The sequence below is a fragment of the Streptomyces yangpuensis genome (assembly GCF_001005295.1).
GTDB lineage: Bacteria > Actinomycetota > Actinomycetes > Streptomycetales > Streptomycetaceae > Streptomyces > Streptomyces yangpuensis.
The window spans coordinates 232,954-249,137 of the sequence record NZ_LBMK01000005.1 but is presented as its reverse complement, the minus strand read 5'-3'; the positions used below and the strand labels follow the sequence as shown (position 1 = coordinate 249,137).

The following is a 16,184-nucleotide window of genomic DNA, read 5'->3' as shown; positions in this document are numbered from 1 at the left end:
CGTCTTTCGGTCGCCGGAAGACGCAGCCTTGGCCTTGAGTTCGAAATGTGTTCGACTCCCGGTCGCCGGAAGGTCAGGCGACGGAGGCGGTGTCCGGGCCCGTCACCAGGGCCGGAGCGGGGCCGTCGAGGGCGCGCCCGACCGCCGCGATGACCGCCGGGTGCGCCGGCAGTGCGAGATGGCCGATACCCGTGACCTGCACATTTTCCACACACAGGTCCGGGTGTTCGATCCGGGCGCTCCCGACCGGGGCCATGAGCGTGTCGTACTCGCTCCAGAACGCCACGCAGCGCGTGGCGCAGCCCGGCGAGGGCGCCGCCAGCTCGGCCAGCACCTCGGAGCCCGGGCGCATCTGCCGCACCAGGGGGTGCGCGTCCATGAACGGGGCGACCCGCGTGCCGGAATGCGGGGTACCGAGCGTGACCAGGGTGCGTACGCGCGTGTCGCCGCCGAGGCGCTGGACGTAGTACCGGCCGACCAGGCCGCCCAGGCTGTGCCCGACGATGTCCACCCGCTCCTGCCCGGTGCGCTCGCACAGCTCCTCGACACGCCGGGCGAGCTGGTCGGCGATGACGCGCAGGTCGAGGGCGAGGGGCGAGTAGTTGTACGCCTCCACGTGCCGCAGGCCGGCGACGCCTAGGGCGCGGCGCAGCAGGACGAAGACGGAGCGGTTGTCGGTGAAACCGTGGAGGAGCAGGACGGGCGGGCGTGTCGTGGCAGGGACGCGGACGATTCTCTCCTGGCACACCCCGGTGGGGTACAGCAGGAGATGCCCGCCGAGCACGACGACCTCAAGTGCGCCGGCCCGCAGTGCGGCACCGGAGAAGGGGACGGGGACGGATACGGGTAAGGACAGACCCATCGACGGCCTCCTGTGATCCTCCGGGGGCGGCGGCCGCCGCGCCACCGTGCCGTGCGGCTGGCGGCACGGTGGCGCAATGCCGTCCCACGTGTGATTTCCCCCTCGTGCTTGACCGCGAAACGGCTGCGTGCGCGATGCTGTACTTAACGTTCGTTCACTCGGGAGGCAGTGCGATGGGTGTGACCGGTCCGATCCGTGTGGTGGTGGCCAAGCCGGGTCTCGACGGCCACGACCGCGGGGCCAAGGTGATCGCGCGGGCGCTGCGGGACGCGGGTATGGAGGTCATCTACACCGGCCTCCACCAGACCCCCGAGCAGATCGTGGACACCGCGATCCAGGAGGACGCCGACGCGATCGGCCTGTCGATCCTCTCGGGCGCCCACAACACGCTCTTCGCGCGCGTGCTGGAGCTCCTGAAGGAGCGCGACGCGGAGGACATCAAGGTCTTCGGCGGCGGCATCATCCCCGAGGACGACATCGCCCCCCTCAAGGAAAAGGGTGTGGCGGAGATCTTCACCCCGGGCGCGACGACGACGTCCATCGTGGAGTGGGTCCACGCCCACGTCCGCCAGTAGCCCCAGGCGGTTCAGCAGCGGGGCAGGGCGAGCGGGGCGCGCCCTGCCGGGGAACCCCGGCACAGCCGGACGATCCCACAGGTGCGCGCCGCGCCCAGTGAGCACCCGGCCCGGCGGCGACGTGAACCCGCAGCCCGGCCCGGGGGCGGCCGGACCTGCCCGCGGGGGTCACGGTGGGGTCAGTTCCGACAGCATCGCTGCGCGGAGGCGGAGGGTGGCCACCAGGCGCTGGAAGGCTTCCGCCCAGTACGCCGCCGCGCCCGGGGACGCGTCCGGCGGGTCCTCCGCGGCCGCGGTCAGGGCCTCCAGCCGGCCTGCCTCGGCCGGGTCCAGGCAGCGCTCGGCGAGACCCATCACCCCGCTGAAGCTCCACGGGTAGCTGCCCGCCTCCCGGGCGCTGTCGAGGGCGTCCACCACGGCCCGCCCCAGCGCGCCCGCCCAGGGCACCACGCACACCCCGAGCAGCTGGAAGGCCTCCGACAGCCCGTGGGCCCGGACGAACTCCGCCACCCACTCGGCGCGTTCCCCGTCGGGGAGGGTCTCCAGCAGTCTGGCCCGCTCCGCGAGGGAGGCCGTGCCAGGGCCCGCCGCCGGCGGCGCCGACGCCGGGCCGAGCAGGGCCCGCGACCACTCCGGGTCCCGCTGGCGCACCGCGGCCCGGCACCACGCCGCGTGCAGTTCCTCCGCCCAGCCCTCGGCGGAAGCCACCGGCAGTGCCACGATCTCCGCCGGGCCGAGCCCCCCGAACCGCTCCCGCCAGCATGACAACGGCGCCGCCTCGACCAGCTGTCCGAGCCACCAAGCCCGCTCGCCGCGCCCGGCCGGCGGCCGTTTGACCACCCCGTCGCGCAGCATCCCCGCATCGCACTCGGCCGGCGGCGTCACCCCCTCCGGTCCCACACAGGCCAGTGCCCGCCCGGCCATCCGGCCCGCCAGCGCCGACTGCGGCAGTGCCGACAGCAGTTCGGCGGCCGTCGCCCGGACGTTGCGGCTGCGGTCGCCCAGCGCCGCCTCCAGGAAGGACTCGTCCTCCAGGGACAGTCCCACCCGCAGTGAGTCGAGGAACATCAGCCGGTCCTCGGCCCGTTCGCTCGCCCAGGTCGTCGCCAGCAGCCGCGGAGCCGCCGCCGGCGCGTGGGCCCGTACCGCGCCGAGCAGGGCCACCCGCTCCGCGAACAGCCCCTCCTCCCACAGCCGTTCCACCGCGGACGGGTCCGTCACGTCGGGCAGTTCCCCGCCGCCCGCCCCGCCGCGCAGGGCGAAGCGCCAGTCCGGATTCATCCGCGCCAGCCACAGCCCCCGCGCCCCGGCCAGGGCCAGGGCCTGCGGGCGCAGGTCGCTGCGGGCCCGGGCGGCGTCCAGCAGTGCCGGTACGAGCCCGGCGGGTGCGCGGTAGCCGTGCCGTCCGGCCGCGGCCAGCCACTGCGGGAGCAGCTCCGTCAGATCCGGGGCCGAGCCGCGCCGCCCGCCGCCCCCGCTGCCAGCGCCGGTACGGCCCGCCAGCAGTTGCGCGAGCCGGCGCACCGCCGCCTCCGGCGGTGCCGGCCGGGCGTCGTGGGGCGCGGGCTCGGGCCGCGGCCGCGCCGCTGCCGGCCGCAACCCCGCGCGGCGGCGGACGGTGTGCACGGCCGCCGCGTCCAGCAGTGCCCCGGGCGAACCGGCCGGGCCCCCGCCCCGGCGCCGGTCGGTGCCCAGCAGCGCGGCACCGACCAGCTCCTGCCACTCCCCGTACCCCTCGTCACCCTCGCTCATCGGTGCCCCTCCCTCGCTGCTCGTCCTCGGTCGTGTCCGGCGCCCCGGTCCCGCCCCCTCCACGGGACCGGGGCTGTCGATGTCCTGTGCGGGTCCGCTCAACTGGCGTGGTTGTCGTTCATGAAAGCCCCCCGGCTTCTCGTCGTTCCTCATGCGGCGCCCCCCGGCGCCGCACCTCTCCCGGCCGTCCTCGTGCGACGGCACAGGACCCCCCAGGCCCCCTGCGATGTGGTGGTCCGGTCCCGCCCCGCTCAGGACAGGGCGACCGGCTCGGACGAGCCCGGCTGCCATGCCGTCAGCGGGGTGAACCCGCGGTGGCCGCACTCGCCGAAGACCGTCACCGGGCCCCCGCCCGACAACGCGGCCAGCTGCCACAGCCCCCCGCGGGAGCGGCTGCCCGCCCCGGTGAGGGGCACCGGCAGGGCTGAGGTGCCCTCCGCGTCCGCCAGCTGCCAGCCGAGCTCTCCCGGTATCGGGATCACCGGACCGAGCACCACCGGCCAGGACTCCAGCCACGGGTCCTCACGCAGTGCCGCCCCGTAGGCCTCAAGGGCCGCCTGCGTGCTCACCCCGGCCGGAACCTCCGTGCACGGCGCGGCCGCCGCGGACCTCTCCCCGAGGTCCGCCCGCAGCCCCGCCGACCCGGGCCGGAAGCGCAGCTCCGCCTCCAGCACCAGCCCCACCGGCAGCGCCAGCCCCGGCGGCCGCCCGGGCGGCCCGAAGTCCAGCACCAGCGCGGGCCGTCCCCCCGTCAGCCCGCGCAGCCATATCCGGCGGGTGGTGAGCCGGCCGTCCGGCGACACCGAGTCGTACTGGGCGAGCACCAGCCAGCGGTCCCGTACGGCCTCCCCCTCCCCGGAGGCCGGCAGTCCCACCCGGCTGCGGACGGTCGCCGCCAACTGGTCCGGAAGTCCCGTCACCCCCATCCAGGCCCGGTCCAGCAGGTGCAGCAGCGCCGCCTCCTCCAGCATCCGGGCGGGCCAGCCGGGGCCGCAACTGGGTATCGTCCCCAACTCCCTCACGCGCCCGGCAAGTCCGGGCGCCTGGGCGTCCACCATCCGGGCGGCGGTCTCCTCCCACGCCGCGTAACCGGCGTGCTCCTGGCCCGCGAGGCCGCCGCGCAGCAGGTCGGCCAGCCGCTGCTCCAGCTCGGTGACGCCCGCCCCCACGCGCGCCGCCCGCCGCTCGGCCCTGCGCCGGGCCGCCTCCTCGTCCACCGGACCGGCCGCCGGACGGGCGGCCCTGGCCGCCCGGTCCGCCAGCCACTGCGCGGCCCAGTCGGGCGCCTCCCCGGGCTCGCCGACCCCCTCGGCGGACCAGAGCAGGAGCAGCCCCAGCGCGTGCTTGCACGGGAACTTCCGGCTCGGGCAGGAGCACTTGTAGGCCGGCCCCGTCAGGTCGACGACCGTCCGGTACGGATTGCTGCCGCTGCCCTTGCACAGCCCCCACACAGAACCGGAAGCGGAACCTCCGATCTGTGACCACGGCCCCGCCCCGCCGAGTCTGCCACCCGCCTTGCGTGAAGCGTCGTCAGGAGCCAGAGCCAGTACCTGTTCCGCCGTCCAGCGGACCCCCTGCTCAGTCATGACAACCACCGTAGAGACCCCCTCTGACAATCGCCCTGACCTGCAACGACGTGCAGAGCGAGGGGCGTTGTCAGTGGCGTGGTGCACCGTTGGAACAGCAGTCGGGAGCGGCTGCCGAGCACTGGAGGGGGACCATGAGCAAGCCCGAGAACGGCATCGGCGCCGAGGCGCTGCGACCGCACGCCGAAGACGCCTTCGCGCACGAACTGAAAGCCCTGGCGGCCGCCGACGACCGGCCCCGCCCGACCCGCTGGAAGCTCTCCCCGTGGGCCGTCGCCACCTACCTGCTCGGCGGCACGCTCGACGACGGCACGGTGATCACGCCCAAGTACGTGGGACCGCGCCGCATCGTCGAGGTCGCGGTCACCACCCTGGCCACCGACCGCGCCCTGCTCCTGCTCGGCGTTCCCGGCACCGCCAAGACCTGGGTGTCCGAGCATCTCGCGGCCGCCGTCAGCGGCGACTCCACCCTCCTCGTCCAGGGCACCGCCGGCACCCCGGAGGAGGCCATCCGCTACGGCTGGAACTACGCGCGGCTCCTCGCCCACGGCCCCAGCCGCGACGCCCTCGTCCCCAGCCCCGTCATGCGGGCCATGGCCGACGGAATGACCGCCCGCGTCGAGGAGCTCACCCGCATCCCCGCCGACGTCCAGGACACCCTCATCACCGTCCTGTCCGAGAAGACCCTGCCGATACCGGAGCTCGGCGAGGAGGTCCAGGCCGTGCGCGGCTTCAACCTCATCGCCACCGCCAACGACCGCGACCGCGGGGTCAACGAACTCTCCAGCGCACTGCGCCGCCGCTTCAACACCGTCGTCCTGCCCCTGCCCGCCACCGCGGACGCCGAGGTCGACATCGTGGCCCGCCGCGTCGACCAGATGGGCCGCGCCCTCGACCTGCCGGCCGCGCCCGAGGGACTGGAGGAGATCCGCCGCGTCGTCACCGTCTTCCGGGAGCTGCGCGACGGGGTCACCGACGACGGCCGGACGAAGGTGAAGTCGCCCAGCGGCACCCTCTCCACCGCCGAGGCCATCTCCGTCGTCACGGGCGGCCTCGCCCTGGCCGCCCACTTCGGGGACGGCGTCCTGCGCCCCTCCGACGTGGCCGCGGGGATCCTCGGCGCCGTCGTCCGCGACCCGGCCGCCGACAAGGTGGTCTGGCAGGAGTACCTGGAGACCGTGGTCCGCGAGCGCGACGGCTGGAAGGACTTCTACCGGGCCTGCCGGGAGGTGACGGCATGAGCACCGCCCGGCAGGGCCCGCTGCTCCTCGGCGTGCGCCACCACGGGCCCGGATCGGCCCGCGCGGTCCGCGCCGCCCTGCAGGCGGCCCGCCCGGCGGCCGTGCTGATCGAGGGGCCGCCCGAGGGGGACGCGCTGCTCGCCCTGGCCGCCGACCCCGGCATGCGGCCGCCCGTGGCGCTGCTGGCGCACGCCGCGGACGACCCCGGCCGGGCCGCGTTCTGGCCGCTCGCCGACTTCTCACCCGAGTGGGTGGCGATCCGCTGGGCCCAGGAGGCGGGCGTACCGGTCCGGTTCATGGACCTGCCCGCCGCGCACTCGCTGGCCGCCACCGGGGAGGCCGACGGCGCCGAGCCCGACGCCGTCCGGCTGGACCCCCTCGCGGTGCTCGCCGAGACCGCCGGGTACGACGACCCCGAGCGCTGGTGGGAGGACGTGGTCGAGCACCGCGGCACTCGCGGCGCGGGGGAGGAGGCGCTCGGCGCGTTCGAGGCCCTCGGGGAGGCCATGGAGGCTCTGCGCGAGGCGTACGGCGACGGCGGTCACCGCCGCGACCTGGTGCGCGAGGCGTACATGCGCCAGCGGATGCGTGCCGCCCGCCGGGAGTTCGGCGACGGGTACGCCGTGGTGTGCGGGGCCTGGCACGTCCCGGCACTGCGCACGAGGACCACCGTCGCCGCCGACAAGGCGCTGCTGACCGGGCTGCCCAAGGTCAAGGTGGAGACCACCTGGGTGCCGTGGACCCACCGCCGGCTCGCCCGGGCCGGCGGGTACGGCGCGGGGATCACCTCGCCCGGCTGGTACGCCCACCTCTTCGCCGCCCGGGACCGGCCCGTCGAGCGGTGGCTGACCAAGGTCGCCGGCCTGCTGCGCGAGGAGGACCGGCAGGTCTCCTCGGCCCACGTCATCGAAGCGGTCCGGCTGGCCGAGACCCTGGCCGCGATGCGGGGCAGGCCCCTGCCCGGCCTGACGGAGACCCTGGAAGCGGTCCGGGCGGTGATGTGCGACGGCTCCGACGTACCGCTCGCGCTCATCGAGGACCGCCTCGTCGTCGGCGACGTGCTCGGCGAGGTCCCGGACGCGGCACCCGTCGTACCGCTCCAGCGGGACCTGACGCGGCAGCAGCGGTCCCTGCGGCTCAAGGCGGAGGCACAGGAACGCGAGCTCGAACTCGACCTGCGCAAGGACACCGACGCGGCCAAGTCCCTGCTGCTGCACCGGCTGCGGCTGCTCGGCATCGACTGGGGCACCCCGGCCGCCTCCCGCAGCAGCACCGGCACCTTCCGCGAGACCTGGCGGCTGCGCTGGCAGCCCGAACTGTCCGTGCGGGTGGCCGAGGCCGGGATCTGGGGCACCACCGTCCTCGCAGCCGCCACCGCCAGGGCGGAGGCCGACGCCGCGGCCGCCGGGGAACTGGGCGAGGTGACGGCGCTCGCCGAGCAGTGCCTCCTGGCCGGACTGTCCGAGGCACTGCCGGCCGTACTGCGGGCCCTCGCGGACCGCGCCGCGCTGGACACGGACGTCGCCCGGCTCGCGAAGGCCCTGCCGGCGCTGGCCCGTTCACTGCGGTACGGCGACGTACGGGGCACCGACGCCACTGCGCTCGGCGCGGTCGCGGCCGGGCTCGCCGAGCGGATATGCGTCGCGCTGCCCCCGGCCTGCGCGGCCGGCCTGGACGCCGACGCGGCAGCGGAGCTGCGCGGCCACATCGACGGGGTGCACACGGCGGTGGGCCTGCTGGGCGACGCCGACGCCGACGCCGCCGACGGGCTGCGGGGGCGCTGGTCCGCGGTGCTGCGGAAGCTGGCGGACCGGGACACCGTGCCGGGCGTCATCCGGGGCAGGGCGGCCCGGCTGCTCCTCGACGACGGGCGGCTGGAGGCCGAGGAGACGGCCCGGCTGATGGGGCTCGCGCTGTCCCCGGCGGCCCCGCCCGCCGACGCGGCGGGCTGGATCGAGGGCTTCGCGGGCGGCAGTTCGGGCGGCGGCACCCTGCTGGTCCACGACGACCGGCTGCTGGGGCTGATCGACACCTGGCTGGTGGGGGTGCCCGAGCGGGCCTTCACCGATGTGCTCCCCCTGCTGAGGCGGACGTTCGGGGCGTACGAGCCAGGAGTCAGGCGGACCCTGGGCGAGCTGGTCCGGCGCGGCCCCGGTGGCCCGGCGGCGGCGCAGCCGGCGGGCGGCGCCCCCGAGGGCTTCGCCCCCGAGCTGGACCGGGAGCGGGCGGACGCGGCGACGGAGCTGGTCCGGATGCTGCTGGCGGCTCCCGACGGGGTCGCGGCAGCCTGAGGGTGGCTGCCGCGCCGAGGGTGCGGCGCCGTTGCGGGGCGCTGCCCCGGCCCCCGCGCCCCCGGCTACCGCTGGGAGGCGGCCCCCTTGGCGGGGCCGAGAGAGACGGCGGGGGGAGAAGGACGGAGGGGCCGGCGGATATGACAAGTGGAGGGGATCGACGGATGAGCGGTACGGGGACGAGCGCGGTGGTGGCACGGGACACGGCGGATCCCGCCGGGGGCGAGCGGCTGCGGCGGTGGCGGATGGTGCTCGGCGGGCCGGACGCCGACGGGACCGGGCACGCGCTGACCGGGCGGGACGCGGCGATGGACGCCGCGCTCGGCGCGCTGTACGGCGGAGGCGGCGAGGCGGGGGCGCGCCGGGCCACGGGGACGGCGCGGTCGGCCGGACTCGGCGGCTCCGCGCCGAACGTGGCCCGCTGGCTCGGGGACATCCGGACGTACTTCCCCAGTCCGGTGGTCCAGGTGATGCAGCGCGACGCGATCGAGCGGCTCGGCCTGTCCGCCCTGCTGCTGGAGCCGGAGATGCTGGAGGCCGTCGAACCCGACGTCCACCTGGTGGGCACCCTGCTCTCGCTGAACAAGGCGATGCCCGAGACGACGAAGGAGACCGCGCGGGCCGTGGTCCGCAAGGTGGTCGAGCAGCTGGAGAAGCGGCTCGCGACCCGTACCCGGGCCACCCTCACCGGCGCGCTCGACCGCTCCGCCCGGATCAGCCGCCCCCGTCACCGCGACATCGACTGGGACCGCACGATCCGGGCCAACCTCAAGAACTACCTGCCCGAGTACGGCACCGTCGTCCCCGAACGGCTGATCGGGTACGGCCGGGCGGCGCAGTCGGTGAAGAAGGAGGTGATCCTCTGCATCGACCAGTCGGGTTCGATGGCGGCCTCCGTCGTCTACGCCTCCGTCTTCGGCGCGGTCCTCGCCTCCATGCGCTCGATCGCCACCCGTCTGGTCGTCTTCGACACCGCCGTCGTCGACCTGACCGACCAGCTCGACGACCCGGTCGACGTCCTCTTCGGCACCCAGCTGGGCGGCGGCACCGACATCAACCGCGCCCTCGCCTACTGCCAGTCGAAGATCACCCGGCCCGCCGACACCGTCGTCGTCCTCATCAGTGATCTCTACGAGGGCGGCATACGCAACGAGATGCTGGGACGGGTCGCCGCGATGAAGGGGGCGGGCGTCGAGTTCGTGACCCTGCTGGCCCTGTCCGACGAGGGAGCCCCGGCCTACGACCGCGAGCACGCCGCGGCCCTCGCCGCGCTCGGCGCTCCGGCCTTCGCCTGCACCCCCGACCTGTTCCCGGAGGTCATGGCCGCGGCACTGGAGAAGAGGCCCCTGCCGGCCCCCTGAGGTTCCTCCGACACGCCCGTCCCGGCACCCGGTGTGAATCGGCGGATCACACGAATTTCCAGTTCAACCGTAAGGCGTTCTGTGACAGGTATCACCGCTCAGGTGTGATCTGCGATTTAGGGCCGCACGCCCCACGGGGATAACCTGCCGGACGGACATGCCGCGTCCACGGTCACCGTGTGCGCCTTCCTAGTGACAGCGCCGTCACGTTGCCCTCCGCGGCACGCCCACGCAGATAGCAGACAACCGCGAATCACTGCGAATCTTTAAAAAGACAAAGGGACGGACGCGCGTGGACCTGTTCGAGTACCAGGCGAGGGACCTCTTCGCCAAGCACGGTGTACCGGTGCTGGCCGGTGAAGTCATCGACACGCCTGAGGCGGCTCGCGAGGCCACCGAGCGGCTGGGCGGCAAGTCGGTCGTCAAGGCGCAGGTGAAGGTCGGCGGCCGCGGCAAGGCCGGCGGCGTGAAGCTGGCCGGCACCCCGGACGAGGCCGTCGCCCGCGCGACGGACATCCTGGGCATGGACATCAAGGGCCACACGGTCCACAAGGTGATGATCGCGGAGACCGCGCCCGAGATCCTTGAGGAGTACTACGTCTCGTACCTCCTCGACCGCACCAACCGCACCTTCCTGGCCATGGCCTCGGTCGCGGGCGGCATGGACATCGAGCAGGTCGCCGAGGAGACCCCGGAGAAGCTCGCCAAGGTCCCGGTGAACGCCAACGAGGGCGTGACCATCGAGAAGGCCCGCGAGATCGTCGCGCTGGCGCAGTTCCCGGCCGAGGTCGCCGAGAAGGTCGCCGAGGTCCTGGTGACCCTGTGGAAGACCTTCATCGCCGAGGACGCCCTCCTCGTCGAGGTCAACCCGCTCGCGAAGGTCGCCTCCGGCGACGTCATCGCCCTCGACGGCAAGGTCTCGCTCGACGAGAACGCCGAGTTCCGCCAGCCGGGTCACGAGGAGTTCGTGGACCACGCCGCCGCGAACCCGCTCGAGGCCGCCGCCAAGGCGAAGAACCTCAACTACGTCAAGCTCGACGGTGAGGTCGGCATCATCGGCAACGGCGCGGGTCTCGTCATGAGCACCCTGGACGTCGTCGCCTACGCCGGCGAGAACCACGGTGGCGTCAAGCCCGCCAACTTCCTGGACATCGGCGGTGGCGCCTCCGCCGCCGTCATGGCCAACGGTCTCGAGATCATCCTCGGGGACCCGGACGTCAAGTCCGTCTTCGTCAACGTCTTCGGTGGCATCACCGCGTGCGACGAGGTCGCCAACGGCATCGTCCAGGCGCTGGCCCTGCTGGAGGAGAAGGGCGAGGCGGTCACCAAGCCGCTCGTCGTCCGTCTCGACGGCAACAACGCCGAGCTGGGTCGCAAGATCCTCTCGGACGCCAACCACCCGCTGGTGCAGCGCGTGGACACCATGGACGGCGCGGCCGACAAGGCCGCCGAGCTCGCGGCTGCGAAGTAAGGGCAGAGGTCACAGACTCACATGGCTATCTTCCTCAACAAGGACAGCAAGGTCATCGTCCAGGGCATGACCGGTGCCACGGGCATGAAGCACACCAAGCTGATGCTGGCTGACGGCACCAACATCGTCGGCGGCGTGAACCCGCGCAAGGCCGGCACCACCGTCGACTTCGACGGCACCGAGGTCCCGGTCTTCGGTTCCGTCGCCGAGGCGATGGAGAAGACGGGCGCCGACGTCTCCGTCCTCTTCGTCCCGCCGGCCTTCGCCAAGGCCGCCGTCGTCGAGGCCATCGACGCCGAGATCCCGCTGGCCGTCGTCATCACCGAGGGCATCGCGGTGCACGACTCCGCCGCCTTCTGGGCGTACGCGACCGCCAAGGGCAACAAGACCCGCATCATCGGCCCGAACTGCCCGGGTCTGATCACCCCCGGCCAGTCCAACGCCGGCATCATCCCGGGCGACATCACCAAGCCCGGCAAGATCGGTCTCGTGTCCAAGTCCGGCACGCTGACCTACCAGATGATGTACGAGCTGCGCGACATCGGCTTCACCTCCGCCGTCGGCATCGGTGGCGACCCGGTCATCGGCACCACCCACATCGACGCCCTGGAGGCCTTCGAGGCCGACCCGGAGACCGAGCTGATCGTCATGATCGGCGAGATCGGCGGCGACGCCGAGGAGCGTGCGGCGGACTTCATCGCATCGAGCGTCACCAAGCCGGTCGTCGGTTACGTCGCGGGCTTCACCGCCCCCGAGGGCAAGACCATGGGCCACGCCGGCGCCATCGTCTCCGGCTCCTCCGGCACCGCGCAGGCCAAGAAGGAGGCCCTCGAGGCCGCCGGCGTCAAGGTCGGCAAGACGCCGACCGAGACCGCCGAGCTCGCTCGCGCGATCCTGAACGCCGCTCAGTAAGCAGCGGCCGTACGGCTGAACGGGCGTGGCCCGCACCCCTCGGGGGTGCGGGCCACGCCCTTTTGCGCAAGGGCGCCTCAGTCGATCCTCGGGGCGATGCGCGCCGGACCCGCCTCCGGGTCCGCGCGCAGCTTGTCGTGCAGTTGCCTGCTCCGTTCGGTGAGCTGCTGCGGGCCGCTGAGCGGAGGCACCCCGGACACGCTCTCGCCGGGCGCGAGCGGGGGGTCGTACCGGGTGGGCGCGGTCGCCGCAGTGTAGGCGGTGGCGGCCGTGATCACCGCGGTCAGCCCGAGGGTCGCCCGGTTCCACTGCCGGACGCGCCGCTCGCCGCCGCCGCGGACCGCGGCCGCCGGGCGCGGGTCGAGCGGGAAGGGCGGCCGCAGCGCGCCGAGCCGCTCCCGCAGCGCCGCGGACTGCTTCTCGGCCGGTACGTCGGCCAGTTCGGGGATCCGGGCGGCGAGATCGGCGTGCGCGTGCAGGATGCGGTTGCCCGTGGCGGGGGTGGTGGCCTCCGTCTCGGCGGCGGTGTCAGGCAGGTCGAGCCCCACGCCGTCGTAGAGCAGGACGACCCGGCGGTGGATCCTGGGCAGTGCGAGCAGGGCGTCGAGCAGGATCCGGTCCGCGGGATCGGCCGGGGGCCGGTCGGGCCGGCGGTGGGCGCGCCGGAGACGGTGCCAGGGGGAGAGCGCGTACTCGTACGCGATCGCGCGCACCCAGCCCACCGGGTCCGGGTCGGTGGCCACTTCGGGCCACTGGTCCCAGGCCCGCGTGAAGGCACGGTCCACCGCCTCCAGGGCGAGGGCGCGGCGGCCGGAGAGCAGGTAGGTCTGCCGGGCGAGGGCGGGCGCGGCCCGGTCGTAGAGGGCGTCGAAGGCCTCGGCCGGCCCGGTGGCGGAACGCGCGGCCGGCCGGGCGGCGGCCACGGTCCCGGCGCCACCGCGGGTGTCCGAGGTGCCGGTGCCGGGAGTGCCGGTGTCCGAGGTGCCGGTGCCGGGAGTGCCGGTGCCGGGGGTGCCGGTGGGCCCGTCCGGAGCCGCCGGCACGCCCTCGGCCCTGGTGCCGGCAGCGGGGCCGGTCTCGGTTCCGGTCCCCGGCGCGACCACGGCCGCGACCGCCGCCAGGACCGGCGGCCCGGCCTCGTCGGTCCGGCCGTCCCGGCCCGGCGGCCCGGTCGCGTCCGCGGTCACCGCCGACTCGGGCAGCCCGGCGAGGAAGCGCGCGTACGCGTCGCGCTTGCGCCCGCGCGGGGTGGTACGTCCGGACTCCCAGGCACGGACCGTTGTCGCGGTGACGCCCATCGCCTCCGCGACCTCATCGAGTGTCAGTTCCGCAGCTTCGCGCAGTCTTCGGCGCTCGTTCGGGGCGGGCAGGCCCTCGACGCTTCGTGTCATGCCGCACTCCCCGCGACCCGGCAGCCCTGAGCGAAAAAGTACATAAGCGTATATTGGGCGACACCACGGACATTCGCCTGTTACCCGTCCATAGCGCGTGTCGAAGGCACCATGGCGGGGTGACCCAAGTGACCGAACGCGGGACCCGGTTGCCGGGGGCCCCGCGAACCGGCGTGCGACGGCGTTCGCCGGCCGCAGCCGCATGTGTGGTGGGCGGCGCCGTCGCCGCCGGGCTCGGGCTCGGCTTCCTCGCCGTGCTCGTCATCGTCCTGTGGATCAGTTCCCCCTATCCCGACAGCGGTCCCGGCGGGGCCCTGCACCTCGCCGCCGGGCTGTGGCTGCTCGCCCACGGGACCGAACTGCTGCGGTACGAGACCCTTTCCGGCGTCCCGGCACCCGTTGGAGTGACACCCCTGCTGCTCGTCGCCCTGCCCGTCCTGCTCCTGCGGCGCGCCGCCCGGCTGGGCGGCGCCTCCGACGAGGAGGACGAGGAGGTGCTGCCCGCGACGGCCGTGTTCTCGGCCGTGCTCTGCGGATACCTCGCCGTCGGGGCCCTCGCCACGGTGTACGCCGCCGGGGGCCCGATGCCCGCCGACCCGATCAGCGCCGCCTGGCACGTACCGCTGGTCGCCGTGCCGGCCGCGGCCGGTGGCGTGTGGGGGGCCAAGGGCAGGCCGCTCGGACCGCTGCCGAACTGGCTGTCGGGGGGCTTGCGGCGAGGGTTCGTGCGCCCTCGGTACGCGCTGGCGCTGCGGGCGGGCGCGGGCGGGGCCCTGGTACTCCTGGGCGGTGGGGCGCTGCTCGTCGGCGCCTCGCTCGCCTGGCACGGTGCGCAGGTCCAGGCGTCGTTCCTGTCGCTGACCGGGGTGTGGTCGGGCCGGTTCGCGGTCCTGCTGCTCGCGATCGCGCTGATCCCCAACGCCATGGTCTGGGGGGCGGCCTATGCACTCGGTCCCGGCTTCGCCCTCGGCGGCGAGGTGACGGCCACCCCGCTCGGCTTCGCGGGCGCGCCCGCGCTGCCCCGCTTCCCGCTGCTGGAGGCGCTCCCGGCCGCGGGGCCGGGCACCCCGCTGACCTGGGCCGCCGCCGGAGTGCCCGTGGTCGCGGGACTGGCGGTGGGCTGGTTCGCGGTACGCCGGGCCCGCGAGGTGTCGTACGGGGAGACCGCGCTCACGGCGGCCCTCGGCGCGCTGGTGTGCGGCCTGGTGACGGCCGGGCTGGCGGCGGCCTCGGCGGGGCCGCTGGGCTCGCGGCGGCTGGCCGAGTTCGGGCCGGTGTGGTGGGCCACGGGTGCGGCGGCCTGCGCGTGGACGCTGGCACTGGCCGTGCCGGTGGCGGTGGGGGTGCACGCGTGGCGCTACCGCCCGGCCGAGGGGCCGGTCGCGGTGGACGCGGACACCCCCGTGGACGACGGGTGGCACGACAGCGGGGTGCGGGAGATCCGCTGGGAGGCGATGCGGAGGGCGTCGGGGGCGTTGGTGCCGGAGATGGTGGCCGAGCCGGTGGCTCCGCCGGTCGTGGTGGCTCCTGTGCCCGCGGCGGCTGCGGCACCTGCGGTGCGGGCGCGGCGGGCGCTGACCGTGGTGTCCGGGCTGGACCTGGGGGCGGCGGCTCCGCCCGTGGCTCCGCCCGTGGCTCCGCCGGTGGTCGGGGTGCGGGTGTTTCCCCGGCGGAAGCCGCCTGCGTAGACCGTGCGGTGCCTTGCCGGGTGCGGCGCCGTTGCGGGGGCGCCGCCCCCGGGCCCCCGCGCCTCAAACGCCGGCGGGGCTGAAAGGTCGGGGCGCCGCCCCCGGGCCCCCGCGCCTCAAACGCCGGCGGGGCTGAAAGGTCGGGGCGCCGCCCCCGGGCCCCCGCGCCTCAAACGCCGGCGGGGCTGATAGTGCGGCGGGGGTGGAAGAGCGGGGTTCCGGCCCGGGCGTCGCGCCCGGGCCTCCGGCGCCGGCTACCGGCGGACCTTCAGGACCTCGCCCACGACGTTGTCCGGGAGGAGGGTGTTGCACCGGAGTTCCGCCGACTTGGTGAGGGCGTCGTCGCGGCACACGTAGAAGTCCTTGTACGCGAGCTGCAGGGCGTACGAGCTCATGGCCAGCAGGATCGCCAGCGAGGCCGTGACCAGGCCGCTCACCGCCGCCGTGCGCTGGGGGCGGGCCGCCGGGCCGAGGGCGTCCAGGCCCTTCGGGGCGCCCGGCTCGCCGGTCGCCGCCGCCGGCTTGCCGCGCAGCGCGCTGATCCCCCAGTACAGGGCGAGCGCGCCCAGCAGCAGGCCGACCGACGGGATGCCGAAGATCCCGAAGAAGAAGCCCCACATGCCCGCCAGCAGCGCGTACCGGGCGCGGCGCTGGACCGGATCCGTCGGGTCCCAGCGCGCCGGACCCCGCTGCCCGCCGGAATCCCCCGGGCCGTTCCCGTCGCCGTTCCCGCCGTCGCCACCGCTGCGCGGCTGCCACGGCTGGTCGGGCCGGCCCTCGGGCGGGGCCGCGAAGGGGTTGTCGTCGGTGGGGGAGTCGGGCTGACGGCGGTCCGGCATCGGGTGTGTTACTTCCCCTGTGTCATGGACGTCACGAGGACGTCGAGGCGAGGTGAGGCCAGTTTGCGGCTTGTACGCCAGACGCTACCGCCCGCCCGTCCCCCCGTCCCTCGGGGGCTGTCCGGTGTGCCGGTATCGTTGCAGGCGGTCGGCGGCTTCGTATGGTTCCCCGTATATCGGTACCCCGAAGATTCGTATGACCACACAAAGACGAA

The 16,184-nt window shown here is 74.7% G+C and carries 12 protein-coding genes; 7 read left to right on the top strand and 5 right to left on the bottom strand.

What is annotated here, in order from left to right:
* Positions 1 to 73 precede the first annotated feature (73 nt).
* Complete coding sequence (locus tag AAT21_RS24925) at positions 74 to 862, bottom strand: esterase/lipase family protein (RefSeq protein ID WP_046779199.1); 789 nt, start codon at positions 860 to 862, stop codon at positions 74 to 76.
* A 173-nt stretch (positions 863 to 1,035) separates the two neighbouring features.
* On the opposite strand from AAT21_RS24925, the gene AAT21_RS24920 reads away from it, so the two are divergent.
* Positions 1,036 to 1,437, top strand: a complete 402-nt coding sequence (locus AAT21_RS24920) for a cobalamin B12-binding domain-containing protein (RefSeq protein WP_046779198.1) — start codon at positions 1,036 to 1,038, stop codon at positions 1,435 to 1,437.
* 168 nt (positions 1,438 to 1,605) lie between these two features.
* Here AAT21_RS24920 and AAT21_RS24915 read toward each other — a convergent pair whose 3' ends face one another.
* Positions 1,606 to 3,189: a DUF5691 domain-containing protein gene (locus tag AAT21_RS24915; RefSeq protein ID WP_046779197.1), complete on the bottom strand. Its 1,584-nt coding sequence runs from the start codon at positions 3,187 to 3,189 to the stop codon at positions 1,606 to 1,608.
* A 251-nt stretch (positions 3,190 to 3,440) separates the two neighbouring features.
* Positions 3,441 to 4,775: an SWIM zinc finger family protein gene (locus AAT21_RS24910; RefSeq protein WP_079025949.1), complete on the bottom strand. Its 1,335-nt coding sequence runs from the start codon at positions 4,773 to 4,775 to the stop codon at positions 3,441 to 3,443.
* Between the two features lie 134 nt (positions 4,776 to 4,909).
* On the opposite strand from AAT21_RS24910, the gene AAT21_RS24905 reads away from it, so the two are divergent.
* The 5 genes from AAT21_RS24905 (at position 4,910) to sucD (ending at position 12,051) form a co-directional block, all read left to right on the top strand.
* Positions 4,910 to 6,016, top strand: a complete 1,107-nt coding sequence (locus tag AAT21_RS24905) for an ATP-binding protein (RefSeq protein ID WP_046779195.1) — start codon at positions 4,910 to 4,912, stop codon at positions 6,014 to 6,016.
* Positions 6,013 to 8,307: a DUF5682 family protein gene (locus AAT21_RS24900; RefSeq protein WP_046779194.1), complete on the top strand. Its 2,295-nt coding sequence runs from the start codon at positions 6,013 to 6,015 to the stop codon at positions 8,305 to 8,307. Before AAT21_RS24905 ends, AAT21_RS24900 begins: the two co-directional genes overlap by 4 nt.
* A 164-nt stretch (positions 8,308 to 8,471) precedes the next feature.
* Positions 8,472 to 9,668, top strand: a complete 1,197-nt coding sequence (locus tag AAT21_RS24895) for a VWA domain-containing protein (protein ID WP_046779193.1) — start codon at positions 8,472 to 8,474, stop codon at positions 9,666 to 9,668.
* Positions 9,669 to 9,960: 292 nt separating this feature from the next.
* Complete coding sequence (sucC, locus tag AAT21_RS24890) at positions 9,961 to 11,139, top strand: ADP-forming succinate--CoA ligase subunit beta (RefSeq protein ID WP_046779192.1); 1,179 nt, start codon at positions 9,961 to 9,963, stop codon at positions 11,137 to 11,139.
* A gap of 21 nt (positions 11,140 to 11,160) precedes the next feature.
* Complete coding sequence (gene sucD / locus AAT21_RS24885; protein WP_046779191.1) at positions 11,161 to 12,051, top strand: succinate--CoA ligase subunit alpha; 891 nt, start codon at positions 11,161 to 11,163, stop codon at positions 12,049 to 12,051.
* 77 nt (positions 12,052 to 12,128) lie between these two features.
* Here the strand turns inward: sucD and AAT21_RS39745 are convergent, their stop codons facing one another.
* Positions 12,129 to 13,442 (bottom strand): helix-turn-helix domain-containing protein, encoded by a 1,314-nt coding sequence (locus AAT21_RS39745; RefSeq protein ID WP_046779190.1) that lies wholly within the window; start codon positions 13,440 to 13,442, stop codon positions 12,129 to 12,131.
* A gap of 119 nt (positions 13,443 to 13,561) precedes the next feature.
* Here AAT21_RS39745 and AAT21_RS24875 point away from each other — a divergent pair, with 119 nt between their 5' ends.
* Positions 13,562 to 15,130: a cell division protein PerM gene (locus AAT21_RS24875; RefSeq protein WP_200904458.1), complete on the top strand. Its 1,569-nt coding sequence runs from the start codon at positions 13,562 to 13,564 to the stop codon at positions 15,128 to 15,130.
* 254 nt (positions 15,131 to 15,384) lie between these two features.
* Here the strand turns inward: AAT21_RS24875 and AAT21_RS24870 are convergent, their stop codons facing one another.
* A complete protein-coding gene (locus tag AAT21_RS24870; RefSeq protein WP_046779189.1) occupies positions 15,385 to 15,969 on the bottom strand; it encodes a hypothetical protein in 585 nt (194 codons plus the stop codon).
* Positions 15,970 to 16,184 lie beyond the last annotated feature (215 nt).